The sequence below is a fragment of the Desulfovibrio sp. X2 genome (assembly GCF_000422205.1).
Classification (GTDB): domain Bacteria; phylum Desulfobacterota; class Desulfovibrionia; order Desulfovibrionales; family Desulfovibrionaceae; genus Alkalidesulfovibrio.
The window spans coordinates 29,257-54,866 of sequence record NZ_ATHV01000014.1 but is presented as its reverse complement, the minus strand read 5'-3'; the positions used below and the strand labels follow the sequence as shown (position 1 = coordinate 54,866).

The following is a 25,610-nucleotide window of genomic DNA, read 5'->3' as shown; positions in this document are numbered from 1 at the left end:
CGTCAGGCCGCGGCCGGGACCGCCACCGTCCCGCCCGCCTGCGCCGCCGCGAGGGTGATGGGGCCTCGGAACTGGACGAGCGCCGCCCGCCACCAGCCGGTCTGGAAGGTGAGGCCGCGCTCCGCCATGCCCGCGGGCAGCCCGGTCCACGGGATGCGCGGGTCGGCGTGGTGCACGCGGTGGCAGTAGAAGTGCAGCAGGGCCGCGTCGCAAAGCCGCGGAAGGCGCACGTTCAGGGCGGATTTGACGTCCGTGTTGCCGGTGCCGTAATGCGGCAGGTTGTTCGCCAGCGAGACGAGGAAGGCGCGGCCCGCGAGCGCGGCGACGAAGGCGGGCCACCACGGCCCGTAGAGCCACAGGGCCGAGCCGTGCAGCGCGAGCGCGAGCGCGCCGTCGATGCGCACGGCGCGCACCACCTCCGGCTTGGCAAAGGTCTGCCGGGCCAGCTTCTTGATCTGGGCCGAGCCCTCGTCGCGCTCGGACAGCCCCATGTCCACCACCTTCGGGATGTGCCGGGCGGGCAGGAGGAAGACCAGGAAACTGGCCGCCTCCAGCAGGTAGAAGCCGCCCACGAGCTGCGCGTAGTAGCCGATCCAGGCCAGCGGCGGCCAGGTGTCGGCCGGGTCGTAGATGTCCGGCCGGTCCACGAGGGCGCCGTTGAAGCGGTGGTGCTGCAGGTGGCCGAAGCGCACCACGTGGAAGGGCACGCCCAGGCACACGGCCAGGGCGCGGCCGAGCAGCTCGTTGGCCGTCCTGTTCGGGTGCAGGTTGAAGTGGAAGGACTCGTGCGCCGCGAACCAGAAGGTGTTGCTGGCCAGCACCACGGGCACGAGGAGCAGGAGCCACCACGCGCTTCGCGGCAGGAGCAGCCCCGGCAGCACGAGGAAGAACAGGGCGCTGAGCCCCAGCAGCAGACCGGCCACGGCCAGGTTGAGCAGGGTGGGGACGCGGTATTCCATGTATCCATTTTCTGGCGCAAAGGCGTTTGCACGTCAAGGGCGCCATGCAGAGGAGGATTCGGGCGAGATGCAGGACGGGACACTGGTCAGGTTCAGGCAGGCGGGCGTGCGGCGCGGGAGGAACCTCGTGCTCGGCGGGCTCGACTGGGAGCTCGCGGCCGGGGAGAGCTGGGCCGTGTTCGGCGCCAACGGGGCGGGCAAGTCCACCTTTCTCTCCCTCGTGCGCGGCGACATCTGGCCGAGCGAGGGCGAGCGGACCTATTTCGTGGACGGCCGTCCCCAGGTCTCGCCGCTCGGCTTTCGCGAGAAGAGCGCCCTGGTCTCGGCCGAGCAGCAGCTGTGGTACGTGCGCGCGGGCGTGAACCCCACGGCCCTGGACGTGGCCGTGGCCGGGCTGCGCGACACGCCCCTGGCCTACGGCCGGGTGCGCGACGACGAGTTGGCCGCGGCCCGCGCCGCCCTTGCCGCGGTCGGTCTGGCGGAGCTCGAGGCGCGCCTCTTCTCCTCCCTCTCCCAGGGCCAGCAGCGCCGCGTGCTCCTGGCCCGCGCCTTGGCCGGAAAGCCCCGCCTGCTGGTGCTCGACGAGTGCCTGGAAGGACTCGACGCCGCAGCCCGCGAGGAGATGCTCGCGAGCTTGCGCGCCCAGGCGGAGCGCCGGGGGGAGGAGCCTGGCGTGCAGCTCCTCTACGCCACGCACCGGCCGGAAGAGGCGCGGGCCCTCGGGCTCTCGCGCGGCCTGGTCGTGGAGGCCGGAAAGGTCGTCTTCGCCGGGTCCCTGGACGAGGCAGCGGCCCGCGCCTTCCCGGACATCGGGGATGGCGCAGGGGAGGCCGCGCCCGTCGTTCCCGCATCCTCTGTCTCCGAGCCGGGCGGCAAGGGCGCGCCCGCCTTCCTCCTGGCCTTCGAGAAGGTCACGGCCGTGCGCGGCGGCCGCGCCGTACTGGTCGGCCTGGACTGGACCGTGCGCCCGGGCGAGCACTGGGCCGTGCTCGGCCCGAACGGCGCGGGCAAGAGCACGCTCCTGGCACTGGCCGCCGGGGACCTGCATCCCGTTGCCGGACGCGTGGGCCGCTTCGGCCGCTTCAAGCCCATGAGCCTGTGGGAGATCCGTCGCCGCACGGCCCTGGTCTCCTTCGACCTGCACGTGATCCACGAGGAGGACATGACCGGGCTCGCCGTGGTCGTCTCCGGGCTTCGCGGCCACATCGGGCTGCACGAGGCGGCCACGCCCGAGGAGGAGGCGCGCGCCCGCGCGCTGCTTTTCGAACTCGGGCTGGCGGAGCTTGCACAGAGATCGGTGGAGAGCTTCTCCAGCGGGCAACTGCGCCGCCTGCTCCTGGCCCGCGCGCTCGTGGCCGGGCCGCGCCTGCTGCTCCTGGACGAGCCCTTCGCCGGGCTGGACGCGCCCTCGCGCGCGGCCATGCGCCGCACCCTGGCCGCCATGGCGGGAAGGGGCGCGAGCCTGGTCATGACCTCGCACCACGCGGACGACCTGCCGGACGTGCCCATGCGCACGCTGCGCCTGAGCGCGCCGGAGGACGCGGGGAACTTCGCCGGGACCTACGAGATAGGAGTGCCCGAGGAGGAGTGGGGGGACTAGCCCGCCTTGCGGTTCGAGCCGGGCATGGGGCCCTGGAACGAGCCGGAAAGCCCGGTCATGGGCTCGCCGCCGCCGTAGGGCGCGAATCCGTTTGCGGTGAGCACCACGGGCGTGGGGTTGGGCGTGCGGCGGCGTTCGCCGTCCGCGTAATAGACGCCTTCGAACCAGTAGACTCCCGGCTCGGTCGGAACTTCGCTGCTCCAGTCCATGTCCGTCTTCTTTGTCGCTGCCGGGGTGCTGCCGGGGCTCAGATGCTCACGGTGTCGTAGGTCTGCCGCTCGAGGTCGAAGAGGAGCATGCGGCCCGCGAGCGCGCTCTTGCCGAAGGCCAGAAGCCGCGCGGCCTCCCCGGCCATGATCGCGGACGCGGTGTAGATGGCCGGGGGCTGGGTGCCGAGCGTGTCCTCGGCGCCTCCCTCCGAGGCCCCCATGAGCGCGGCCGGTCCCGTGGCGCCGGGCATGACCACGGCCACGTAGCCCGACCAGCCCGCCACCGCGGCCGTGACCAGGGGGATTCCCGCCTCGCCCGCCGCCTTTTCCAGGGCCGGGCGATGCGCGAGCCCGCCCAGGCAGTCCAGGGCCACGTCCGCGCCCGAGAGAAATTCCGCCATGTCCCCGGCCTCGAGGAAGGCCCGCACCGCAAAGAAGCGCAGCAGCGGGTTGATGCGCCGCACGCGCCTCGCCGCGGCGTCGCTCTTGGGGCCGAACAGGGAGTCGGCCTCGCACAGGAGCTGGCGGTTCAGGTTGCTCTCCTCGAAGAAGTCCCCGTCCGCGCCGCGAATATTCCCTACGCCGAGGCGCGCGAGCGATTCCAGGGCCAGTCCGCCAAGCCCGCCGAGCCCCACCATGGCCGCCGAGGAGCGATGCAGCCGCAGCTGCCCCTCGCAGCCGAAGGCGCCCAGGTTCCTCTGGTAGCGCGCGGGCACGATGCCGAGCGAGAGGGCCGTCTCGGCGGCCTCCCACGGCTGCGTCTGGGCGCGGCGCGAGGCTGTCAGCAGGTCCGCCCCGGCTATGACCAGGGCCTCGCTGTTGTCGGGCTGCTTTTCGGCGCGGGCGGCGGCGCGCAGGAGGTCGGCCAGGGGCAGGGCCGCGGGGCCGCAGGTCCCCGGTCCGGACGAGCCGGAAGAGGGAGGAGGCGGCAGGGGCACCTAGCCTCCGCCCACCGCGGGGAAGAGGCCGAGCCTGTCCCCTTCCGCGAGCGGACTCGCGAGCTCGGCGGCCTTTCCGTTGATGAAGATGATGTTCACGTCGTCGGCCGGGATGCCGAGCGCCGCGATGGCCTCGGCCGCGGTCGCGCCGTCGGGCAGCTCGAAGAAGCCGTCGCCCGGGGTGAACCTGGCCAGCGTCGCGAAACAGCGCACTTCGATTTCCATGACCACCACTCCTGACACAGCGGCCGGGCTTTGCCAAGAGCGGCCGTGGCCCGGGCGGGCGCCGCGGCCAGGCGCCCTCAGTCCATCTTCTTGAAGCCGAGGAGCACTCGATACGGTCCCGGCACTCCCGGCGGGGCCAGGGCGACCCGGTCTCCGGCATCGATGACCGCGGTGTCCGGCTTGCTGGCCTTGCCGTTGACGAAGATGACCTCGACGAACTCTTCGGGGATCTCGAGACGCTCGAGCAGCTCGCAGCCGGACATGCGGCCGGGGACCTCGATCTTCAGGGGAAAGTCCCAGCCCCGTTCTCGAAACAGATCGGAAAGCCCCATGAACGCGCGCAGTTCGATGGTTGTCGGCACGTGCAGTTCCTCCGGCCTGATGATGGGTTGCATGGCCTCGTTGCCGCCGTCGGCCTGGGCGGCGGCAGGTCGGGGCCGTTCAGCCGCCGCCCACGGCCGGAAACAGGCTGACCCGGTCGCCGTCGGCCAGCGTCACGCCGGGCTCGGCGTGACGGCCGTTGACGAACAGAACGGCGACCGAATCCGGCGCAATGCCCAGACGCCTCATGACGTCTTCCGCGCTCTCTCCCGGCTGAAGCGGATAGCGGTCCGATTCGGCGGGCTGAAAGGGGCCGAGGGTGGCGAAACATTTCACTGTGATATGCATGTGCACACCGTAGGATTGATTTCCTTGCGGATCAATGCCCGGCGGGCGGCGACCGCGTCGCCGGGACACGTAAGGGCGGGCGACGCACGCCGCCCGCCCGGGGATTGGCTGGGCGCGATCCTGGGGGACCGGCTAGAAGTTGAGAACCGAGTCGATCTCCTCGTCGGTGAAGTCCCAGGTCGTGTTATGCGGCGGACAGGGCTCCTCGAAGAACTCGGGCAGCCGGTCGTCGGCCTTGGTGAATCCTGCCCGGCGGTTGAAGTCGAGCTCGGCCCGGATGATCGTCTTGCCGAGTTCGGTGACGTCGTCCGCGGTCAGGGAGAGGCCGTACTGGGCGTTGATCATGTCCACCAGCGCGTTGAAGCCGTCGGGGATGTCCAGGATGGCGAAGGCGATGAACAGGCACATGCCCGTGCTGTCCACGGCCGCGGTGGCGATCTGCAGGTTGCGCGACAGCTCCACCTGGCCTTCCTTCTTCAGGGGATCGACGAAGCCGCCGACCCTCAGGATGTTGGTGGCGACCGCGTAGCCCGCGGTGTGGTCCGCGCCCATGGGGGTGGTGGCGTAGGTCAGGCCGACGCCCTTGACCGCGCGCGGGTCGTAGGCGGGGATGGCCTGGTTCTTGACCACCGGCACGCGGGTCAGGCCGTACATCTGGCCGACTGCGCCCGCGCCGCTGCCGAGAATCCTGCCCAGGGGCGTCCCCTTGCGGATCTGGCCGATGAGATCCAGGGCGGCCTTGGCGTCGCCCCAGGGGATGATGCCGGCCTCCATGGCCACGGACACGGCGACGGAGGTCTCGATCGAATCGACGCCGACCTCGTCGAACTCGCGGTCCGCATGGGCGATGGCGTCGAGGTCGTCGATGGCCGCGTCGGCTCCGAGCGCCCAGATGGTCTCGTACTCGAAGCCGCTGGTCAGGTACTTGCCGTCCTTGTCCATGTAGTGCTGCGAGCAACGGATGATGCAGCCCTTGTGGCAGCCGTGGGTGGTCTTGCCGCCGCGCTCCTTGATGGTGGCGGCCATGGTCTCGCCGCCGATGTTGTTGGCCCAGGCATTGCGGCCGCTGCGGAAGTTCTTGGTGGGCAGGCCGCCGGCCTCGTTGAGGATGTTCACCAGCACGTTGGTGCCGTACTGGGGCAGGCCCTGGCTGGTGACCGGGTGGGTGGTGAGGGCCTTGGCGAAACGCTTGGCCGCGCCCTTGAACGTCTCCTGGTCGGCGATGGTGACGCCGGGTCCACCCGCGTCGTCGATGACGACGGCCTTGATCTTCTTGGAGCCCATGACGGCCCCGAGGCCGCCGCGCCCGGCGCTGCGGATGTTGCCGTCGGGATCGGCGAAGGAGATGTTGGCCCCGGTGAGCTTCATCTCTCCGGCCACGCCGATGACGGCCACGCCGACGTCTGCGCCGTACTTGGCCTGCAGGACCTTGACCACGTCGTAGTTGCCCATGCCGCCGAGCGTCTCCGCCGGGGCTTCGTCGAAGCTCACGCCGTCGGCGTCGATCTTGATCACGTAGTACTTGTCGTCAGCGGGCAGCCCTTCGAACACCACGGCCTTGATGCCGAGCTTGGCCATCTTCTGGGAGAACGTGCCGCCGGTGTTGCTCTCCTTGATGCCGCCGGTCAGCGGGCTCTTGGCCCCGCACGAGAGCCTTCCGGAGTTCGCCGCGGTGGTGCCGGAAAGAAAGCCGGGGGCGAAGATGAGCTTGTTGTTCTTGCCCAGGGGATGGCAGGTGGGCTTGACCTCGCCCGCCACGAAGAGGGACGTCAGCCCGCGACCGGCGAGCCCTGCGTACTGCGCCGGACATTCTTCCGTCTTGGCGCTCTTGGAACTCATGTCGACCCGAATGAATTTGATCATGGTAATCCTCCGTACGTATTGAATAGTCTTGCAATGTCGCGACTTGCCCTGCGCCCAGGGGGGGAGGCAGGGCTCCCTTCTCCGCCCGGTCCGGAGTCCTTTCAGGCTCGGAATGCTCCTCGACCGGCTGCCCCGCGGTCATCCCGTCATCCGAACCGGCCACCCGCCTTTTGTTGCGCTCAAGACGATAGGGAACGACACACAGGTGGACTACTGTTGATCAATCCGTTCCGGTTCTATCGCCTCGCTCCTTCCCGTCTGATGATTGCGACTGTAACAGTAGTCTTGCTTCAATCTGAATACTACCGCATCTGATGGAAAGGTGAACATCTATGCACGAAATGACATACACCATTGAAATATGGGACAAAATGATACGCCAATGTGTCAAAATGATACTATGTCAATCTTGACATAGCACGGTGGCAGAAGCATTTTGCCGGAAGAACATGCTGCGGTGGGTCATTGCATCCCTGATGGCATCGGAATACGTCTCGGAGCGAGACCGGGGCGGCCCGCTCGGCGCGGGCCCCGGAAGGCTGCAGGCGGGTGGCGCAGGGTGCTGGGAAGGCAGAGCGGGTTCGCCTGCACACGCTCTTGAGTTTTGGCGTGAACTCCTGTTACAAGATGGCCGCCTGTGGCGGGCCTGCCGAAAGGCTGCAATCAGACGCGTTCAGGATGGAATGGAGGGGGGCGGCCGCGAGTCGATCGCGGCGCGCCCAGACAAGGCAAGGCGCGGCACCATGACCTACGACACACTGGTCGCCGATCTCACCGACCTGGCCAAGCAGGCCGGGCAGGAGATCATGAAGATCTACGCCACGGATTTTTCCGTGGAGTACAAGGACGACCACTCTCCCCTGACCCAGGCCGACCGGCTGGCCGACAGGCTGATCACCGAGCGGCTGCTGGAAGGCTACCCGGGCATGCCCATCCTCTCGGAGGAGGGCAACCACGTGCCCTATCCCGAGCGCCAGTCCTGGCCACGGTACTTCTGCGTCGACCCCCTGGACGGCACGCGCGAGTTCGTGGCGCGCAACGGGGAGTTCACGGTGAACATCGCCCTGGTGGCGCGCAACTTTCCGGCCTTCGGCGTGATCTACGTGCCGGCCATGGAGCTCTTGTACTGGGGGGGCAAGGATTTCGGGGCCTTCAAGCAGTTCCGCGAGTTCGCACCGCAGCGCATCCGCACCGCCAAGCCCGCTCCGGGCAAGGGGCTTCGCGCCCTGGTCAGCCGTTCCCACTCCGCGCCGGAACTCGACGCCTTCCTGGCCGACTACGAGATCTCCGAGCGCATCGCCGCGGGCAGCGCCTGGAAGTTCTGCCTCCTCGCCGAGGGCAAGGCCGACATCTACGCGCGCACGAACATGACCTACGAGTGGGACACGGCGGCCGGACAGGCCATCGTGGAGGGCGCGGGCGGCTCCATGACCACCCTGGACGGCGAGCCCTTCATCTACAACCGTCAGTCCCTGATCAACCCCGGCTTTCTGGCCCGGGGCTGAACGGGCGGCACGCGGCCGTCCCGGCCGCTACATCTCCAGGAACTGCAGCTTCGGCGCCTTGGGAATGATCCTAGCGCCCTCGAGCTTTTCGAAGAAGACGGACAGGCCGTCCTTCTCGCGCTCTCCGAAGTCGTAGACCAGACCCTCGAAATAGGTCCGCATGTCGGGCACGGTGAAGCCGCCCTGCGCGGCGGCCAGCTCGGCCACCAGCTCGGGCCGGGCCTTGCTCCAGTCCTTGGCCTCGACCAGGGCGCGGCAGGCCTCGCGCACCGGGCCGGGGTTCTCTGCGGCCGCGGCGCGCCGGGCGATCCACACGCCGAAGATGAAGGGCAGGGCGGTCCAGTCGAGCCAGACGCTGCCCAGGTCCCAGCGGTGGGGGTAGTCCGGGTGGGCGCTGAGCCGCATGGCCTCGTCGCCGATGGCCAGGAAGGCGTCCGGCCGTTCGCCGCTTGCAAGTGCGCGCGTCACGTCGCCCGTGGTGTAGGTCACGTCCACGCCCACGCGCTGCTGCAAGAAGAGCTTCAGAAGCGCCACGGAGGTGTGGGTCTGGTAGCTCACGCGCACGCTCTTGCCGTCGAGCTTGGCCACGGGCAGGCGCGAGAGCAGCAGCACGCTGCGCACGTGGCCGCGGCTGCCGATGGCAAGATCAGGCACGAGGAAGTAGTCGTCGGCCGCCGAGGCGTACTCGAAGGACGAGCAGGCGCTGACGTCGAGCTTGCCCGCGCGGGCGAGCAGGTTCAGCTCCGCAGGGGGCGCGGAGACCACGGAGAGCGGTCCCCGCACGTTGCCGGATTCGATGGGATAGTAGATGGGCAGGACGTTCAGGTAGCTGATCCTGCCGAGCCTGACGGCGGTCTCGCCGGTGTCGTTCATGTACCGTTCTCCGAATGCGGCGGACGCGGTCGCGCCCGCGTGGTTCCCTAGTGTGACGTCCGCAAAATACGCAAAGCCGTATTTTGCGGAAGATCGCTGCGCCGAAAACCGTGGTTTTCTGCTTGCTCACGCCGCCATCGGCGGCGGAACCGTGCATTCGCCCGGTTCATGTGTCGCGTACGACTACTGCGTAGCATATCGACTCTTTTCATGGACGCGACACTAGTCGGCGTACTCGGCTGGCGCGGGGCTGTAGTCCATGAGGCGTCGGCGGGGTTCAAATCCCGCCGCGCGCACCACGCGCCTGATCTCCTCCTCCGAGAGGCGGAAGCGCACTCCGGCCGCGGCCACCACGTTCTCCTCGAGCATGGTGGAGCCGAAGTCGTTTGCCCCGAAGAAGAGGGCCAGCTGGGCCACGCGCGCGCCCATGGTCACCCACGAGACCTGCAGGTTCTCGAAGTTGTCGAGCACCAGACGCGAAACGGCCAGGGTGCGCAGGTACTCCGGCGCGGTCAGGGGGCGGCACTGCGAAAGCGCCGTGTTCTCGGGCTGGAAGGTCCAGGGGATGAAGGCCGTGAAGCCGTGCGTTCGGTCCTGCACCTCGCGCAGGGCCAGCATGTGGTCGATGCGCTCCTCGGGCGTCTCCAGATGGCCGAACATCATGGTCGCGGAGGTGCGCAGCCCCTCCTCGTGCGCCTCTTCCATGACGCGCAGCCATTCGGCGGAGGAGCATTTGTTCGGGGCCACGGCGGAGCGCACGCGGTCCACCAGGATCTCGGCCCCGCCGCCGGGGATGGAGTCCAGCCCGGCGGCCTTCAGGCGCTTCACGACCTCGCGCGTGGAGAGCCCGAAGGTCTTGGCGAAATGGGCGATCTCCGGCGGGGAGAAGGCGTGCACGTGGATGGCGTGCCTCTCCTTGATGCGCGCGAGCATCTCCTCGTACCAGGAGAACGGCAGGTCCGGGTGGTGGCCGCCCTGCATGAGTATCTGCGTGCCGCCGACCGCGATGGTCTCCTCGATCTTTTGGTCGAGTTCCTCCTCGCTCAGCACGAAGCCGCGCTCGTCGCCGGGCCCGGCGAAGTACGCGCAGAACTTGCAGCCGCAGACGCAGACGTTGGAATAGTTGATGTTGCGGTCGACCACGTAGGTCACGACGGGCTCGGGATGGAGCGCCATGCGCCGGGCGTGCGCCAGGTGCGCCAGGGTGTGGAAGTCCTCGCCGAGAGAGAGCGCGACGGCCTCGTCGCGGGAGAGGCGTCCGCCCTCCCGGGCCTTGGCGCGCGCGGCGTCGAGCAGGGCGTTGTCCGGGGCTGTCATCTAGGCGACCTCCTTGGCCGCGGCGTTCTCGCCGCGCTCCGAGAAGCGGGCGCTGCGCTCCACCGGGGTGAAGCCCGCGCCGCGGATCATCTCGTTCAGCTCCTCGCGCGACAGGGAGGCGGCGGAGTCCGCCCCGGCCATGTGGCCGATCTTCTCCTCCACGATGGTCCCGTCCAGGTCGTCGGCCCCGAACCACAGCGCGGTCTGGGCCAGCTTGGTGCCGAGCATGATCCAGTAGGCCTTAAGGTGCGGGATGTTGTCGAGCATGAGGCGGCTTATGGCGATGGTCTTCAGGTCGTCCACGCCCGTGGGGCCGTGCTCCACGCCGAGGAGATTGTTCCTGGCCTGGAACGACAGGGGCACGAAGCAGACGAAGCCGTGGCTTTTGTCCTGCTGGCGGCGCAGCTCGTCCAGGTGCTCCAGGCGGTGGCGCGTGCTCTCGATGTGGCCGTAGAGCATGGTGCAGTTGGTGGGAATGCCGACCTCGTGGGCCTCGCCCGCGATGCGCAGCCATTCCTCGCCCGTGATCTTCTTGGGGCAGATGCGCGTGCGGATCTCGGGCGAGAAGATCTCGGCCCCGCCGCCGGGCATCATGACCAGGCCCGCGTCCTTCAGGCGCAGGAGCACCTCGCGCGTGGAGCAGCCCTCGAGGTGCGCGAAGTGGGCGATCTCGACCAGGGTGAAGCACTTGAGCTCCGCCTCGGGCAGGGCCTTGCCGAGCTCGCGCAGCATCTCCTCGTAGAAGGAGAGCGGGGTCTCGGGATGGCAGCCGCCCACGGCGTGGATCTCGGCCGGGGGGATGCCCTCGCGGGCCTTGGCCAGGATCTCGTCTTGGGAGAGCAGGAACGCGCCCTGCTGTCCCCGCTCGCGCCCGTAGGCGCAGAACAGGCAGCCGTTCACGCAGATGTTGGTGTAGTTGATCTGGCGGTTGACCACGTAATAGGTCTTGTCGCCGTGCAGGCGGGTGCGCACGTGGTGTGCCAGGGCGCCGACCGCGGTGACGTCCGGGCAGGCGAAGAGGCGCTCGCCGTCCTCCATGCTCAGCCGCTCTCCGTCCGCGACCTTGCGCGCGACGTCCGCGAGGCCAAGGGAATCATACCAGTTCATGTCCATAGGGGAGTCATCCGGTTTCGTGAGGTGTGCAGGAACCTAGACCCGGCCGCACGGCTTGTCAACGCAGCCCTCCGAGGCTAGAGGAGGAGACCGGAGGCACAATGCGCACGCTTTCTCTCGCTATTTCCCCTTGCCCCAACGACACCTTCATCTTCCACGCTCTGGTCCACGGCCTGACCACGGCCGACGACCCCGAGACCCCCGGAGAGCCGCTCGGCTTCACGACCTCCCTGCACGACGTGGAGCGGCTGAACGCCATGGCCGCGAACGGCGAGGCCGACGTGGTCAAGATCAGCGTGGCCGCCTACGCCGACTGCGCCGAGGAGTACGTCTCGCTGCGCTGCGGCGGCGCGCTCGGCCGCGGCGTCGGGCCGCTCCTGGTCGCGGGCGGCGCCGCCCGGCCCGAGGACGTCTCCGAGGCGCCCATCGCCATTCCCGGACTGTCCACCACGGCCAGCCTGCTCCTGAACCTCACCGGCCTGTTCCACGGCCCGCGCCTGCCCATGCGCTACGACCTGGTCATGGACGCCGTGGCCTCGGGCGAGGTCGCGGCGGGCGTGCTCATCCACGAGGGCCGCTTCACCTACGCCGAGCACGGGCTGCACAAGGTCGTGGACCTCGGCGCGTGGTGGGAGCAGGCCTTCGAGGTGCCCCTGCCGCTCGGCCTCATCGTGGCCCGCAGGAGCCTCGGCGCGCCGACCATCGCGGCCGTCGAGAAGGCGGTGCGCGCGAGCCTGGCGCATGCCCGAGCGACCCCCGCGGATTCCGCCGCCTGGATCGCGCACAACGCCCAGGAGCTCTCCAAGGACGTGGTGCGAAAGCACATCGAGACCTTCGTCACCGAGTTCTCCGACGACCTCGGCGCCGAGGGCGAGCGCGCCGTGCGCGTGCTCCTGGCCGAGGCCTTCGCCCAGGCCGGACGCGCCATGCCGCAGGCCATCTTTCCCGCCTGAACGGCGGGGCCTGCCCCGCTTCCGGCCACAGATTGGAAGGCCCCGGACAGCAACCGCTGTCCGGGGCCTTCTCTTTTCCCTCTCCGGAGGACCGGAGGGGGAGGGGAGGGGCGGTTTTGCGCTTAAGACCTCTTCCTGCGCCGCGCGGCGACCAGGCCGAGCAGGCCGGAACCGGCGAGGATCAGGGAGGCGGGCTCCGGGGTCGGGGTGGGCGCGTCCGGTGCGAAGGCGCCGGTCAGGAACAGCTCCTCGAAGCCGTCGTTCAGACGCTGCATCCGGAAGTCGGTTTCGAAGATGTAGCCCTTGCCGGTGTACTGGCTGAGGTCCATGGTCGGGGCGTAGACCACGAAGTCCAGCTTGCCGGAGCCCTTGTTGTTGTCCACGGTGTAGGGGCCCTCGGTGATGGTGCCGGGGGAGAGCACCCACTCGGTGGGCTCGAAGATGCCGTCGTTCAGGTTGTCGAAGGCCCAGGAGGCGATGACCGAGTTGGTGTTCGGGTCGACGACGGAGACGTTGCCCACCACGTCGAGGTCTGGCCCGGCGCCGGTCTGGTTCATGTCGAAGTTGAAGACCGGGATGTTGATGTCGGGGCCGAAGGTGTGCAGGTAGTCCACGAGGGTGTCCACGGTGACCGGGCCCTTGACCGAGGCGTTGCCCGCGCCCCAGACGCCCGAGAAGGTGGTCACGCCGCCCGCGGGTGCGTGCAGCGGGTCCTGGAGCACGTAGCCGCCGCCCACGGGGTCGTTGTCCTGGCCCGAGGCGCCGGTGTAGACGAGCACGTCCAGGCCGCCCGTGCCGGTGGGCACGTCGAAGCCCGAGAAGCCCATGGCCGTGAGCAGCTTGGCCGAGTACGAGTAGAACTGGTCGTACTGGTGCGCGTAGATCGTCGGGTCCGGCAGGATGGTGACCGCGGACGCCTGTCCGGCGCCTGCTATGAAGATCCCCAGAGACAAAAGGACTGCTGCGAGCATCTTTTTGAAGGTAGCCATGACATTCCTCCCAGGGTCGGCACGCTTTGGCGGGTATAGTGCAAGGGCCAGGCCGTTAGGGGAACCCATCGGATTTACTGATGCTGAATTTATGTCAGATCTGACATAAGATGGCAAATATGTAATGCCCCACGACAGCCGAAGTCGGAATAGTTGACAGTTGCCGAGGCTCCGGAAGCGACGGCCGGCGGGCACTACCGGCCGTTCGCCCAGTCCGTTTCCAGGTCCTTTGCCCGTTCCCGGACTGCCCTGTCCTGCCCGGCTTTCCGGTCGGAAAGACATCCGCTCCTCTCGTTTACCTTCGTCACGCCGCCGGTCTCTCCCGCGGACGGGCCCGGGGTTTTGCTCCTTCACTTGAGCCGCGATTTCCGTATAAGGGAGGGAGAAAGGCCTTTTTCGGCGGCCGCGCGCGGACCGCGAAAGGCGGCGGCGGGCTGCCCGCAGGAAAGCAGAGAGGAGAGTCCATGACCGAGCGTTTCGACATCGTGGTGCTGGGCGCGGGCCCCGGGGGAGGGGCCGCTGCCGCTGCCTGCATCCGGGCCGGGCTGTCCGTGGCCCTGGTGGAAGACTACGGCTTCGGCGGCACCTGCCCGCTCAGGGGCTGCAATCCCAAGAAGGCGCTGCTCGCCGCGCCCGAGGCCCTGCACCTGGCCGAGGGGCTGCTGGGGAGCGGCGTGGCCGCCCTGCCCGAGCTCTCTTGGCAGGGGATGGCCAGGCTCCGCGCCTCCTTCGTCGACGGCCGCGCCGAGTCCATCCGCGAGGCCTACGCCGAGCTCGGCATCGAGACCGTTTCCGGCCGGGGCCGCTTCATCGACCGCGAGCGCATCGAGGTCGCGCTGCACGAGGGGGGAACGCGCACGCTCGGCTTCGGCCACGCGGTGGTGGCCGTGGGCCAGCGGCCGCGGCCGCTGTCGGAGCCGGGCGCCGGGCTTCTCTCCTCCTCGGACGATTTCCTGGCGCTTCGGAGCCTGCCGCGCCGCCTGGTCTTCGTGGGCGGCGGCTATATCTCCTTCGAGTTCGCCCACGCCGCGCGCCGGGCCGGGGCAGAGGTGGCCATCGTGCACCGCAGCGCGCGTCCGCTGAAGGGCTTCGACCCGGACATGGTCCAGGTGCTGCTCACGGCCACGGCCGAGGCGGGCATCGACGTGCGGCTCGATGCGCCGCTCCACTCCGTTCGGCGGGAGAAGGACGGGCTCGTCGTGCGCGCGGGCAGGGACGGGGCGACCGAGCTCGCCTGCGACATGGCCGTGCACGGCGCGGGCCGCGTGGCAGATCTCGACGGGCTCGGCCTGGACGCCGCGGGGGTGGCCTTCTCGGAACAGGGCATCCGCGTGGCCTCGACCATGCGCTCGGTCTCGAACCCGCACATCTACGCGGTGGGCGACTGCTGCCGCGCCCCCTATCCCCTGACGCCCACGGCGGACATGCAGGGCCGCGTCGCGGCCGCCAACATCGCCGCGGGCGAGGAGAAGGAGGTGGACTACCGGGGGGTGCCGCGCGTCTGCTTCAGCCTGCCGCCCATCTGCGCCGTGGGCGAGAACGAAGAGGAGCTCGTGCAGCGCGGCGTGCCCTTCGAGAAGAAGGAGCACGGCCTTGCGGACAGCTTTTCCTGGAAGCGCCTGGGCCAGCGCCACGCGGCGTCCAAGCTCCTGGTGGAGCCGGGCGGCGGCGCGGTGCTCGGCGCGCATATGGTCGGACACGGGGCCGAGGAGCTGGCCAACCTTTTCGCCCTGGCCGTGCGGCAGCGCATCCCCGCGCGGGAGCTGGCGCGCCTCCCCCTGGCCTATCCCACCCTGGGCTACTACCTGCGCTACATGGTCGGCTAAGGCCGAGCCGTGCCCGCCTCGGTTCCGTCCTGCGGGGCCTTGGCGGACCCGGCGGGCGTCTTGTCCGGGGCGGCACCTGCCGCGGCGCCGCCAGGCGCGGCCGTGGGGCCCGCGGCAGAGGCCGTCGGAAGGGGCTGCAGCAGCTCCTCGCTCGGCGGCACGCCGAACCACTTGGCGTACAGGCGCACGTAGGCGCCGTCGGACATGGCCCTGTCCAGCCCCTGGTTCAGCGCGGTGAGCAGGCCCGTGCGCCGACGGTTCAGGGCGTAGTAGAGCGGGCCCTGGTAGATGGGCTCGCCGATCTGGCGCACCGTGGTCCGTTGCGCCGGGGTCAGGGCCGCCCAGGCGGACTTGCCCGTGCCGCAGAAGGCCTCGGCCTGCCCGTCGAGCATGGCGTGCAGGGCGTCGAGTTCGGTGGGGTAGAAGACCGGGGCGAGGCCGTCGCGCGCGAGCAGTCCCTTGGTGAAATCGGCGCCGCGCTCGAGCGCCACGTGTCTGTCCGCGAGATCCGCGATCGTCTGGTAGGGGGAGTCCAGGCGCACCAGCAGGACCGTGCGCACGGCCGCGAAGGGCAGGCGGCTGAAGAGCACGCGCTCCTCGAGCCCGGGCGTGCGCGCGAGCCCGGCCACGATGTCCGCCATGCCCGTCTCGAGCATCTTCTGCGCCTCTTCCCAGCGCGCGGCCACTGCCTCCACGTGGTATTGCGTCCCGGCCAGGGCCTCCTGCAGGAGGTCCAGGGCGAAGCCCCCCGGCCGCCCCTCCTCCATGAGCGTGTAGGGCGCGTGCTGGGGATCGAAGGCGAAGATCACCGTCTCGACCGCGAAGGCGCGCGGGACGGCGACAAGCACGAAGATGACGGCGAAGAGCCGGACGGCGCGATGCATCTGTTCCTCCACTTGGCTCGCCATATGCAGTATGCATTCTAGCACGAAGTGCGGCGGGAGGGGAGTGGCCAGGCCCCTCCCTCGTCCGGGGCGACGGAAAATATCTGCGATTCCGACTTGAAAACGCCACGAATGCACGTCATTACACAGCAAGTATGCGACGCCCTATAGGCTCATCGAAAGCGAACGACCAGTGAGGACGGAGCAATGACCCCTGAACAGAAGAACAGCATCAGAAGGACCCTCGAGGCCAAGCTCGACGAACTGCTCGCCATCTCGCCCGCCGAGACCTCGGCGGAGACCTGCGCGGACGAGAACGAGTACGCTTCCAGGCTTTCCGAGCAGAGCCTGAACGTGGCCCTGCGCGAGCGCGAGGCCCGCGCCGTGAAGGAGGTCCGCGAGGCCCTGGCGCGCCTGGACTCCCCGGACTTCGGCATCTGCGAGGAGTGCGAGGACGACATCGGCACGGCGCGGCTTGCGGCGCGGCCCACGGCCACGCTCTGCGTGCACTGCCAGGCCAGGCTCGAGAAAGGCCTGGCCTTCGCCATTTAAGAAGGCCCGCGCGCGGTACGCGTCGGCGTATCGCACGGCCTCGACCGCTTTGCCGGTGACGCTGCTTCCGGCCCGCTCCCGCCGCAGCCGCGGCAGGGCCGGACGTCTCGTCCGGTCTTTACGCCGCTGCCTGCCCGCGCGGGCGAGGCCGCAGGGCTGCCGACGCCGTGCGCCCTGCCCGCAACCCGGGCAGCTTCACCGCTCCCTTTTCCGGGGCGGCAGGGGCCGCTCGCCGCTTTTTCCAAAACGATTCCCGGTCTGAAAAAGACCGACGAGGCGTCCGGGGTTTCGCGACATGCATCCGTCTCCCTGCGTCATCCACCGGCCATGTTCGCCGTCCGTTCGCCCATCCCCGCATCCTCGCGCCCGGCCGCGAAGGAAAAGGTCATTCCGCCAAGCTCGCCCACCGCCTTCACGCCGTCCTCGGCGGCGAGGCGATGATCCCTGCGGCGTGGCCCTTTCGTGGAGCCGGCCGCGACCTTGCGCAACGGGGGGAGGGCCTGGCGGCCCGGGAAAGGCGAAAAAAGAATTCGAGCGTTGTTTGACAAAATTGTGTCAGCTTGCTCCGCTGCGGGAGGCTGGCCGGCGAACGATAGTCGGCATTCAGACTGATCGGTCGATCAATGTTCTGCATAACCCCCTGCGGGTAACAGTCTTGTCGTATTGCCAGCCCTGGGCTTCGCGACTATGCCGACATGAAGAACGGTTTTGTGCCGGTCTTTTAACTTGACTGTCAATTGAATTATGTTACCTTCCGAATCGACGCTGCGGCCGGTCCGACCGGTCGAGGCGATTCCAAAGTGCGGGAGGATTGCCATGTCAGACAACCCAAATCGCACCCTCAGGGAAAAGGCGGCGGGCGACGCTCTCATGGAGCTGGCCCGGCAGCAGAATGACCGCGCGGTCCAGATGAACCAGCTGGCGCGCGACGTCATCCGACAAAACCGCTACCTCACCGGCGAACTGTCCAAGAAGTAGGGTCCCTCGACCGGGGCCGTTGCCGCGCCTGGCCTGTGGCCTGCGCGGCGCACCGGGACCATGCGTCCTGCGGTCCTTCGCGCCCTTGCGGCGCGGGACCGGACAGCGGACGCGCGCGCTCCCCGCTCCGGCTCGCCTGCAATCCCCTTCCCTGAGCACGGCGGGCTTGCCCCTCGCGGGCAAGTCCGCTAGGTCGTGAGTCGTCCGCGCGCCGTATCTCCGGCGCGCGGCAAACTCGCGCACCTGCGACGTGTGCTGGGGACAGACATGGACCTGAACGCCTTCTTCAGCGCCGAGGTCAAGACCGCGCTCGGCTGCACCGAGCCCGGCGCCGTGGCCCTGGCCGCCGCCGCTGCCGCCGCCCGCCTGGGCGAACCCGCGCGGCGCATCCACCTCCGCCTTTCCGCCAACATCTTCAAGAACGGCAAATCCGTCGGCATCCCGGGCACGGGCGGCCTTGCGGGCAACCTCGCGGCTGCCGCCCTGGGCGCGCTCGCGGGCGACGCCGAGGCCGGGCTCGAGGCCCTGCGCAACATCACCGAGGACGACGTGGCCCTGGCAGCCGCGCTCTGCGACGCGGGCGCCGTGAGCCAGGAGATCGTGCAGGACGTGCCCGTGGTCTATGCCGAGGTGGAGCTCGTCGGCGACACGCGCCGGGCCCTTGCCGTGGTCGCGGGCCGCCACGACCACCTGGCCGAGGTGCGCCTGGAGGGCGAGGTCGTGTTCCGCGCCGCGGACGCGCACGCCGCCGACCATCTCCCCCCCTATCTCGCGGACCTGCAGCGCGCCGCCTTCGACGACCTCTGGACCTTCGCCTCCGAGGTGGACGAGGAGCTGGCCGACTTCCTGCGCAGCGGCGCCGAGCTGAACACGGCCGTGGCCGCGATGGGGCTGGCCGAGCCCCACGGCCTGGGCGCGGGCCATACCCTGGCCGCCTTCGCGCGCGAGGACGACCTGGGCGCGCGCATCAAGGCCGCGACCACGGCCGCGGCCGACGTGCGCATGGCAGGCGCCCGGCAGGCCGTGATGAGCAGCGCGGGCTCGGGCAACCACGGCCTGACCGCGATCATCCCGCCCGCCCTGGCCGCCGCGGCCTGGAGCAGGAGCCCGCGCGAGCTGGCCGAGGCCCTGGCGCTCTCCCACCTCGTGACCGGGGCCATCAAGGCCCGCACCGGGCGGCTCACGCCCATCTGCGGCTGCGCCGTGGCCGCGGGCGCGGGTGCCGCAGCGGCCCTGGTGCGCCTGGCGGGCGGCAGCGCCGCGCAGGCGGAGCAGGCCGTGGCCCTGGTGCTGTCCTCGGTGCTCGGCATGATCTGCGACGGGGCCAAGGCGGGCTGCGCGCTCAAGGTGGGCACGGCCGCGGCCGAGGCCTGGGGCGCGCATCTCCTGGCGCTGCACGGCCCGGCCATGCGCGGGGCCGAGGGCGTGGTCGACCCCGACTTCCGCCGCACCTCGCAGGCGCTCGGCGAACTCTCGAGCATGGGCTTCGCGGCCGTGGACGTGGCCGTTCTCAGGCTTTTGCAGCGCTAGGGGACTATTCGAGGGAGAGCGAGCCGAAACCCGTGTCTTTCGGCGAAGCGGTCCTCCGCAAAATACGGCTTCGCGTATTGTGCGGACGTCACGTCAATGCAGGGCGGCCAGGGCGCTGATGACCGGCGAGGGCACGATCCCGAGGAGCAGGATGAGGAACGCCACCAGGACCAGGGCCACGCCGCCCGAGGCCGTGGTGGGCAGGCCCTTGGCGGACGCTTCCTCGGCGGGGCGCATGTACAGCGCCGCGAGCAGGCGCAGGTAGTAGCCCATGGAGATGACGGCCGTGAGCACGCCGAGCGCCGCCAGGATGGTGTAGCCCGCGCGCAGCGTGGCCGCGAAGAGCAGGAACTTGCCCACGAACCCGCCCGTGGGCGGCAGTCCGGCCAGGGCCAGGATCGAGAAGGCGAAGATCCCGGCCGTGAAGGGCCTGGCGTAGCCGAGCCCGGAAAAATCCCCGAACTCGTTCAGATCACCCTCGCGCGGCGAGAGCAGGCCGAGCCCGCCGAACGCGCCCAGGTCCATGAGCGCGTAGACCGCGCTGTAGAACATGATCGGCCCGGGCCCGGCCGCGGGCACGGCGAGCAGGGCCATGAGCAGGTAGCCCATCTGGGCCACCGAGGAATAGGCCAGCATCCGCTTGACCCTGCCCTGCGCGAGCGCGCCGAGGTTGCCGCCCGCCATGGTCGCGGCCGCCAGCACCCAGAGCACGAGCGCGAGCCCGTCCCACATGCCCCCCTGGCCCTGCACCGCGAGCCGCAAAAGCCCCGCGAACACGCCCACCTTGGAGGCCGTGGAGAGGAAGGCCGTGACCGGCGCGGGCGCGCCCTCGTAGACGTCCGGCGTCCAGAGGTGGAAAGGCACCAGGGAAAGCTTGAAGCCGAGCCCGGCGAGCAGGAAGCCGAGGCCCAAAAGCCCCGTGCCGCTCATGGGCTGCGAGAGCCCGGCCGCGATTTCGGCCGTGCCCGTGGCCGCGTAGAGCAGGGCGATGCCGAAGAGCAGCACCGCGCTGGCCACCGCGCCCATGACGAAGTACTTGACCGCCGCCTCGCCGCTCTTCGGATCGCCCCGCCGCGCGGCGATGATCACGTAGAGCGGGATGGAGAGCGTCTCCAGGCCCAGGAAGAAGATCACCCAGTTGACCGCCTGCGCCAGGAGCATGGCCCCGAGCGCGGCCAGGAGCACCAGGGCGTAGGGCTCGTCCTCCTCGAAGCCCCGCTGCCGGGCGTAGTTGGCCAGGAAGAGCAGGGCCGTGAAGGTGAGTCCCGTGAGCAGCACGAGGTAGAAGCGGGCGTAGGGGCCGCTGTCGAGCATGGCCGAAAGGCCCGAGGCGTCGGGGATCGCGCCGCCGGTGAGCGCGGGCAGGGCCAGGGCCGCGCCGCAGGCCAGCAGGGCCGAGGCGGCGGAGAGGACGAAGAGCGTGCGCACCGGCCGCGTGCGCCAGAAGGCCCCGGCCGTGAAGACGGCCAGCGCCCCGCCCGCGAGCAGGAGGTGCGGCAGGAGCAGCAGCCACAGGCTCGGCGCCTGCCCCGCAATTTGCCCAGCCATCTGGCCCGCCAACTGGCCTGTAAGAGGCCCCATCGCCTGTCCTATCGTCTGGCCGGTCATGCGGCCCTCCTTGTCCTTTCGCTGCGGCGTCCGTCCATTCCTCTCCCTCCCCTAGCGCAGGCCCAGGAGCCCGCCGATCGGCCCGTGCAGGAGCTCGAGCGCGCCCGAGGGGGCGAGCCCCAGGTAGAGGGTGGACAGGGCCAGGGGCACCAGGATGGCCGTCTCGCGCGCGCTCAGGTCGGGCAGCGCGGCCAGGGCCGCGCTGCGGCCTCCCGGCTCTCCGAAGAGCGTGCCCTGCACGAGCCGCAGCACGTAGACCAGGGTGAAGACCATGCCCGCGAAGGCGAAGACGGCGGCCACGGGGCGCACCTGATACGAGCCCACGAGGATGAGCAGCTCGCTGACGAAGTTGCCCAGGCCAGGCAGCCCTGCCGAGGCCAGGCAGAAGAGCAGGAAGAAGGCGCTGAACACGGGCATGCGCTTCCACAGCCCGCCGAAGTCCGACATCTCGCGGCTGTCCGTGCGCTCGGCCAGCATGCCTACCATGATGAACAGCGCGCCCGTTGTCAGGGCGTGGTTGACCATCTGCAGCACCGAGCCCGCCAGGGAGATGCGGTCCCACACGGCCACGCCGAGCACGATGAGCCCCATGTGGCCGATGCTCGAATAGGCGATCAGGCGCTTCACGTCGGTCTGCGCCAGGGCGATCCAGGAGACGTAGAAGAGCCCGCCCACGCCCAGCACCACGAGGAGCGTGGCGCTTGCGGCCGAGGCCTGGGGGAAGAGCGGGAAGGCCCAGCGCACCAGGGCGTAGGCGCCGGTCTTCAGCAGCACGCCCGCCAGGATCAGGCTGCCCGCGGTGGGGGCCTGGGTGTGGGCGTCCGGCAGCCAGGTGTGCACCGGCACGATGGGCATCTTGATGGCGAAGGCCAGGAGGAAGGCGGCGAAGAGCCAGGCTCCGGCCGCGCCCGTGGCCGGGGAGGCCAGCAGAGCGGGCAGGGCGAAGGTGTAGTCGCCCGTCTGCGCGCCGTGCGCGAGGTACAGGCCGATGACCGCCAGCAGCATGAACAGGCCGCCCGCGATGCTGAAGAGGAAGAACTTGAGCGCCGCCTCCCTGCGCCTCTCGTGGCCCCAGATGCCGATGAGGAAGAACATGGGCACCAGCTGGACCTCCCAGAAGAGGTAGAAGAGGAAGAGGTCGCGCGCCAGGAACACGCCCATGGCCGAGGTCTGGGTGAAGAGCAGGAAGGCGTGGTAGCTGGCGGTCCTGCGCGTGATCTCGCGCCAGGAGACCAGCACCGCGAGCACGCCCAGGAAGGCGGTCATGACCACCAGCAGGTAGCTCAGGCCGTCCAGGGCCAGGGTGTAGCGGATGCCGAAGCGGGGGATCCAGGCGAAGTCCTCCGCCAGGACCGCGCCGCCGCCCCCCGCGAGGGCGCCGAAGAGGTCGCCGTAGCACGGCAGCAGCGCCACCAGGGCGAGGTCCGCCAGGGCGACGAGCAGGCAGAGGATGCGGCACAGGTCCGGCCGGTCCTTGAGCGGCAGGGCCGCGATGCCTCCCAGGAGGGGGAGGAAGGTCACTGCCGAGAGCAGGGGGAAGGCATTGGCCGCGGCCGAAGCGATCATATGACCCTCCCGGCCAGGGCGGCGAGGATGAAGGCCAGCCCCAGGAGCAGCATGGCCAGATAGTACGACAGGCGGCCCGTGGCCCAGGGGCGCACGGCCCGGGCCGCGAGCACGGCCAGGCGGCCCGTGCCCTCGGCCGCGGCGTCCACGCCGCGCTCGTCCGTGCCGCGCATGACCGGGGCCATGGCCAGGTAGGGCCGGGCGATCAGGTTCCGGTAGAGGCCGTCCAGCCCCAGGCCGCGCTCGGCAAAGGCGCGCAGCCCGCCCTCGGAGGGCGCGGTGCGCGCGGCGCGCGGGCCGAAGAGATGCCAGGCCGTGAGGATGCCCGCGACGACGAGGAGCGTGTCCAGGCCGTCCACCACGAGCGCGGGAGACAGGCCGAGGACCGACGCGCCCGCGGCGTGGGGCAGTCCGCCGCCTATCACGCGGTCGAGCCAGCCGTGCTCGGGCAGGTTCAGCACACCGCCGACCACGGAAAGGACGGCCAGGGGCCAGAGCACGTGGGTCATGCCGCCCGGGATCTTCTGCGCCTCGCGGCCGGGCGACAGGGCGGGCGTGCCGGTGAAGGCCAGGAAGAAGAGGCGGAAGGTGTAGACCGCGGTCAGGAAGGCCGCCGCCGTGCCCATGAGCCAGAGCAGGGTGTAGGCCCCGCCGCCCGTGCTCGCGTAGTCGAAGCAGGCCAGCAGGATGCCGCCCTTGCTGAAGAAGCCCGAGACCGGCGGCACGCCCGCGAGCGCCAGGCAGCCGCAGAGGAAGACCCAGTAGAGCCAGGGGAGCGCGGTGCGCACCCGGCGGCCCATGCGGAACACGTCGTGCTCCTCGTGCAGGGCCTGGATGACGCAGCCCGCGCCCATGAAGAGCAGGGACTTGAAGAAGGCGTGGCTGAGCAGGTGGAACATGGCCCCGCTGACCGTGCCCGCGCCGATGCCGAGGAACATGTAGCCCACCTGGCTGATGGTGGACCAGGCCAGGATGCGCTTGATGTCGCGCTGGCCGAGCGCGGCGCAGGACGCGAACAGGGCCGTGAACGCGCCCACGGCCGCGACGCAGAGCAGGGCCGTGTGCGAGAGGGCGAGCAGCGGGAAGAGGCGCATGAGGAGGTAGACGCCCGCCGTGACCATGGTCGCGGCGTGGATGAGCGCCGAGACCGGGGTCGGGCCCGCCATGGCATCCGGCAGCCAAACGAGCAGCGGCATCTGCGCCGACTTGCCCGTGGCGGCCCACAGCAGCAGGAGCCCCAGCAGGGTCGCCGTGCCCGGGGTGAGCAGCGCCGCGCCGGTCCCGGAAACTCCGGCGACGATGCGCGCGATGGAGGGCGTGCCGAAGACGGACACGAGCACGGCGATGGCCACGAGGAAGGCCACGTCGCCGATGCGCGTGAGGATGAAGGCCTTGCGCCCGGCCCGCGTATTGGCGTCGTCCAGGTACCAGAAGCCGATCAGCGCGTAGGAGCAGAAGCCCACGCCCTCCCAGCCCAGGAAGAGGAAGACCAGGTTGTCGGCCAGGGTGATGACCAGCATGAAGAAGACGAAGAGGTTCAGGTAGCAGAAATAGCGCACGTAGCTTTCGTCCTCGCGCATGTACCAGGCCGAGTAGACGTGGATGATCAGCGAGACGAAGGTGACCATCACGGCCATGAGCCCGGAGAGCGGGTCGAGGAGCACGTCCATGGCCGCGGAGAAGGAGCCGACCGAGAACCAGGGCAGGAGCGTCAGGGCGCTCTCGCGGCCCCAGTTCATGGACAGGACGGCCACGGCGGCGCAGAGGCTGCCGAATACGGCCAGGCAGGCCAGGGCCTGCGCCGTGCGGCGCGGCACGCCCCGGGCGAACAGGGCCTGCCATGCGGCGCCGAGCAGGGGGAAGAGGAGCACGAGGGCGACGGCGGTCTTCACGGCTACCCCTTCAGCTCGCTGTAGGCGTCGGCGTCCAGGCTGCCGGTGCGCCGTCTGAGGTGGACGATGAGGGCCAGGCCCACCGCGACCTCGGCCGCGGCCACGCCCATGATGAAGAGCACGAAGGCCTGCCCGTCCAGGGCGTTCCAGCGCAGGGCCGCGCCCGTCAGGGCGATGCCCGCGGCGTTCAGCATGACCTCCACGCCGAGCAGGATCATGACCAGGTTGCGCCGCACCACCGCGCAGAGCGCGCCCATGAGGAAGAGGATGCCCGCGAGGATCAGCACGTGCTCGAGGGGAACGATCATCGCGTCTCCTCCTTTTTCGCATCCGGTTCTGCACCCGGCTGTGCATCCGCTTCCGCGTCCGGGGCCTCGCTCGCCGTGCCGTCGACCTCCGCGGGCCGCGGCTTCTCGGGCGCCTCGTGCCTCGCGTCCCGGCCCAGGTAGTAGGCCCCGGCCAGGCCGATGAAGAGCAGGAAGGAGACGACCTCCACCGCGAGCCAGTACCGGTCGTAGACGAAGCGGCCGAGCTCGCGCGGCGCGGCCATGGCCATGGCCATGGGCTTGCCCGCGCCGGGCCCGGAGAGGATGAGGGCCGCGCCGGAGATGACGATGGAGACGGCCAGGACGGCCGGGAAGATCCACTGCTGGGGAGAAAGTCCCTCGTGCGCCGCGTCCTTGGGCTGCATGAACATGACGATGAAGAGGAAGAGGACCATGATCGCGCCCGCGTAGATGATGACCTCGAAGGCCGCGAGCAGGGGCGCGCCGAGCAGGTAGAAGAGGAGTCCCGTGGCCACGAAGGCGTTGACCAGGTAGATCACGCCGTGCATCAGCGTGCGCCGCGTGAGCGCCATGGCCGTGGCCGCGAGGATCACCGCCCCGAGCACGTAGAAGAGCAGCGCGTACAGGCTCATGGCCGCTCTCCGGTGTATGTTGCGCGCGTCATGGACATGCTTTCCGGATCCCTCAGGGCAGGTTGCTCTTGATGTTCACGGGCACGCTCTCGTTCTCGTGCGTGCCCTTGGGCGAGGTCGCGGCCACGCCCGCCACCTTGTAGAAATCGTAGTCCTGGTTCTTGCCGCCGTGGTCCACCAGCAGGTCCTCCTTCTCGGCCACCAGCTTCAGGATGTCGTCGCTGCAGAACTCGAAGTCGGGGGTCAGCTGGATGGCCAGGGTGGGGCAGGCCTCCTCGCACAGGCCGCAGTAGATGCAGCGGCCGAAGTTGATGCGGAACCAGCGGGCGTAGCGCCGCCCGTTCTCGCGCTCGGCCGACTCCATGGAGATGCAGTTCACCGGGCAGGCGCCGGAGCAGAGGTAGCAGGCCACGCAGCGCTCGCTGCCGTCCGGGCTGCGGGTGAGGATGATGCGGGCGCGCGAGCGCTCGGGCAGCGGCCGCCTGTACTCCGGGTACTGCTCGGTGATGGGCTTCCTGAAGAGATGGCGCAGGGTGGTGGCGTAGGCCGAGGCGATCCCGCCCGCGCCTTCCGCGATCTCCCGCAGCGTCTCCCTGATCCCGTTGTGCTTCATCTCGTTCATGTCGTCTTCATCCATCCGGA

Annotated in this window: 25 protein-coding genes; 7 read left to right on the top strand and 18 right to left on the bottom strand. The window is 69.8% G+C overall.

Going from position 1 to position 25,610, the window contains the following annotated elements; all coding sequences use genetic code 11:
- Positions 1–2: 2 nt before the first annotated feature.
- Positions 3–959 carry a fatty acid desaturase gene (locus tag DSX2_RS05100; protein ID WP_020880085.1) on the bottom strand — a complete coding sequence of 319 codons (957 nt, stop codon included), beginning with the start codon at positions 957–959 and terminating at the stop codon, positions 3–5.
- 67 nt (positions 960–1,026) lie between these two features.
- On the opposite strand from DSX2_RS05100, the gene DSX2_RS05095 reads away from it, so the two are divergent.
- Positions 1,027–2,559: an ATP-binding cassette domain-containing protein gene (locus tag DSX2_RS05095; RefSeq protein WP_020880084.1), complete on the top strand. Its 1,533-nt coding sequence runs from the start codon at positions 1,027–1,029 to the stop codon at positions 2,557–2,559.
- Here the strand turns inward: DSX2_RS05095 and DSX2_RS05090 are convergent.
- The 6 genes from DSX2_RS05090 to DSX2_RS05065 all read right to left on the bottom strand — a co-directional run bounded on the left by DSX2_RS05090 (position 2,556) and on the right by DSX2_RS05065 (position 6,463).
- Entirely contained in the window at positions 2,556–2,768 is a 213-nt protein-coding gene (locus DSX2_RS05090; RefSeq protein WP_020880083.1) for a hypothetical protein, read from the bottom strand. The genes DSX2_RS05095 and DSX2_RS05090 overlap by 4 nt on opposite strands.
- Before the next feature lie 38 nt (positions 2,769–2,806).
- Complete coding sequence (locus tag DSX2_RS05085) at positions 2,807–3,706, bottom strand: ThiF family adenylyltransferase (RefSeq protein WP_020880082.1); 900 nt, start codon at positions 3,704–3,706, stop codon at positions 2,807–2,809.
- Positions 3,707–3,931 carry a MoaD/ThiS family protein gene (locus tag DSX2_RS05080; protein ID WP_020880081.1) on the bottom strand — a complete coding sequence of 75 codons (225 nt, stop codon included), beginning with the start codon at positions 3,929–3,931 and terminating at the stop codon, positions 3,707–3,709.
- 77 nt (positions 3,932–4,008) lie between these two features.
- Positions 4,009–4,326, bottom strand: coding sequence for a hypothetical protein (locus DSX2_RS05075; RefSeq protein WP_020880080.1), 318 nt, complete (start codon positions 4,324–4,326; stop codon positions 4,009–4,011).
- A 46-nt stretch (positions 4,327–4,372) separates the two neighbouring features.
- Positions 4,373–4,600 (bottom strand): MoaD/ThiS family protein, encoded by a 228-nt coding sequence (locus DSX2_RS05070; RefSeq protein ID WP_020880079.1) that lies wholly within the window; start codon positions 4,598–4,600, stop codon positions 4,373–4,375.
- Positions 4,601–4,732: 132 nt separating this feature from the next.
- On the bottom strand, positions 4,733–6,463 hold the full coding sequence (locus tag DSX2_RS05065) for an aldehyde ferredoxin oxidoreductase C-terminal domain-containing protein (protein ID WP_020880078.1): 1,731 nt from the start codon (positions 6,461–6,463) through the stop codon (positions 4,733–4,735).
- Positions 6,464–7,206: 743 nt separating this feature from the next.
- Between DSX2_RS05065 and cysQ the strand changes: the two genes are divergently transcribed.
- Complete coding sequence (cysQ, locus tag DSX2_RS05060) at positions 7,207–7,968, top strand: 3'(2'),5'-bisphosphate nucleotidase CysQ (RefSeq protein WP_035040841.1); 762 nt, start codon at positions 7,207–7,209, stop codon at positions 7,966–7,968.
- Positions 7,969–7,995: 27 nt separating this feature from the next.
- Here the strand turns inward: cysQ and DSX2_RS05055 are convergent, their stop codons facing one another.
- From DSX2_RS05055 to mqnE, 3 genes are all read right to left on the bottom strand, one after another.
- Positions 7,996–8,841: a menaquinone biosynthetic enzyme MqnA/MqnD family protein gene (locus tag DSX2_RS05055; RefSeq protein ID WP_020880076.1), complete on the bottom strand. Its 846-nt coding sequence runs from the start codon at positions 8,839–8,841 to the stop codon at positions 7,996–7,998.
- 222 nt (positions 8,842–9,063) lie between these two features.
- On the bottom strand, positions 9,064–10,158 hold the full coding sequence (mqnC, locus tag DSX2_RS05050; protein ID WP_020880075.1) for a cyclic dehypoxanthinyl futalosine synthase: 1,095 nt from the start codon (positions 10,156–10,158) through the stop codon (positions 9,064–9,066).
- Positions 10,159–11,271 (bottom strand): aminofutalosine synthase MqnE, encoded by a 1,113-nt coding sequence (gene mqnE, locus DSX2_RS05045; RefSeq protein WP_020880074.1) that lies wholly within the window; start codon positions 11,269–11,271, stop codon positions 10,159–10,161. It lies immediately after the preceding gene.
- Positions 11,272–11,372: 101 nt separating this feature from the next.
- On the opposite strand from mqnE, the gene DSX2_RS05040 reads away from it, so the two are divergent.
- A complete protein-coding gene (locus DSX2_RS05040; RefSeq protein WP_020880073.1) occupies positions 11,373–12,224 on the top strand; it encodes a 1,4-dihydroxy-6-naphthoate synthase in 852 nt (283 codons plus the stop codon).
- 122 nt (positions 12,225–12,346) lie between these two features.
- On the opposite strand, the gene DSX2_RS05035 is transcribed toward DSX2_RS05040, so the two are convergent.
- Complete coding sequence (locus DSX2_RS05035; RefSeq protein WP_020880072.1) at positions 12,347–13,213, bottom strand: PEP-CTERM sorting domain-containing protein; 867 nt, start codon at positions 13,211–13,213, stop codon at positions 12,347–12,349.
- 464 nt (positions 13,214–13,677) lie between these two features.
- Between DSX2_RS05035 and DSX2_RS05030 the strand changes: the two genes are divergently transcribed.
- On the top strand, positions 13,678–15,039 hold the full coding sequence (locus DSX2_RS05030) for an NAD(P)/FAD-dependent oxidoreductase (protein ID WP_020880071.1): 1,362 nt from the start codon (positions 13,678–13,680) through the stop codon (positions 15,037–15,039).
- Here the strand turns inward: DSX2_RS05030 and DSX2_RS05025 are convergent.
- Entirely contained in the window at positions 15,036–15,923 is an 888-nt protein-coding gene (locus tag DSX2_RS05025) for a transporter substrate-binding domain-containing protein (protein WP_020880070.1), read from the bottom strand. The two genes, DSX2_RS05030 and DSX2_RS05025, sit on opposite strands and share 4 nt — an antisense overlap.
- Positions 15,924–16,130: 207 nt before the next feature.
- On the opposite strand from DSX2_RS05025, the gene DSX2_RS05020 reads away from it, so the two are divergent.
- From DSX2_RS05020 to DSX2_RS05015, 3 genes are all read left to right on the top strand, one after another.
- On the top strand, positions 16,131–16,475 hold the full coding sequence (locus tag DSX2_RS05020) for a TraR/DksA C4-type zinc finger protein (RefSeq protein WP_020880069.1): 345 nt from the start codon (positions 16,131–16,133) through the stop codon (positions 16,473–16,475).
- 816 nt (positions 16,476–17,291) lie between these two features.
- Complete coding sequence (locus DSX2_RS18525; protein ID WP_020880068.1) at positions 17,292–17,453, top strand: hypothetical protein; 162 nt, start codon at positions 17,292–17,294, stop codon at positions 17,451–17,453.
- Between the two features lie 267 nt (positions 17,454–17,720).
- Positions 17,721–18,983, top strand: coding sequence for an L-serine ammonia-lyase, iron-sulfur-dependent, subunit alpha (locus tag DSX2_RS05015; protein ID WP_020880067.1), 1,263 nt, complete (start codon positions 17,721–17,723; stop codon positions 18,981–18,983).
- Between the two features lie 93 nt (positions 18,984–19,076).
- Here DSX2_RS05015 and DSX2_RS05010 read toward each other — a convergent pair whose 3' ends face one another.
- The 6 genes from DSX2_RS05010 to nuoI all read right to left on the bottom strand — a co-directional run bounded on the left by DSX2_RS05010 (position 19,077) and on the right by nuoI (position 25,590).
- Positions 19,077–20,531: an NADH-quinone oxidoreductase subunit N gene (locus DSX2_RS05010; RefSeq protein ID WP_035040832.1), complete on the bottom strand. Its 1,455-nt coding sequence runs from the start codon at positions 20,529–20,531 to the stop codon at positions 19,077–19,079.
- A 111-nt stretch (positions 20,532–20,642) separates the two neighbouring features.
- Complete coding sequence (locus DSX2_RS05005) at positions 20,643–22,157, bottom strand: NuoM family protein (RefSeq protein ID WP_020880065.1); 1,515 nt, start codon at positions 22,155–22,157, stop codon at positions 20,643–20,645.
- Positions 22,154–24,049, bottom strand: coding sequence for an NADH-quinone oxidoreductase subunit L (nuoL, locus tag DSX2_RS05000; protein ID WP_020880064.1), 1,896 nt, complete (start codon positions 24,047–24,049; stop codon positions 22,154–22,156). Before nuoL ends, DSX2_RS05005 begins: the two co-directional genes overlap by 4 nt.
- A gap of 2 nt (positions 24,050–24,051) precedes the next feature.
- On the bottom strand, positions 24,052–24,357 hold the full coding sequence (gene nuoK, locus DSX2_RS04995; RefSeq protein ID WP_020880063.1) for an NADH-quinone oxidoreductase subunit NuoK: 306 nt from the start codon (positions 24,355–24,357) through the stop codon (positions 24,052–24,054).
- Positions 24,354–24,968: an NADH-quinone oxidoreductase subunit J gene (locus tag DSX2_RS04990; RefSeq protein WP_020880062.1), complete on the bottom strand. Its 615-nt coding sequence runs from the start codon at positions 24,966–24,968 to the stop codon at positions 24,354–24,356. The genes nuoK and DSX2_RS04990 overlap by 4 nt, the downstream gene beginning before the upstream one ends.
- A 52-nt stretch (positions 24,969–25,020) precedes the next feature.
- Entirely contained in the window at positions 25,021–25,590 is a 570-nt protein-coding gene (gene nuoI / locus DSX2_RS04985) for an NADH-quinone oxidoreductase subunit NuoI (protein WP_020880061.1), read from the bottom strand.
- Positions 25,591–25,610: the final 20 nt, after the last annotated feature.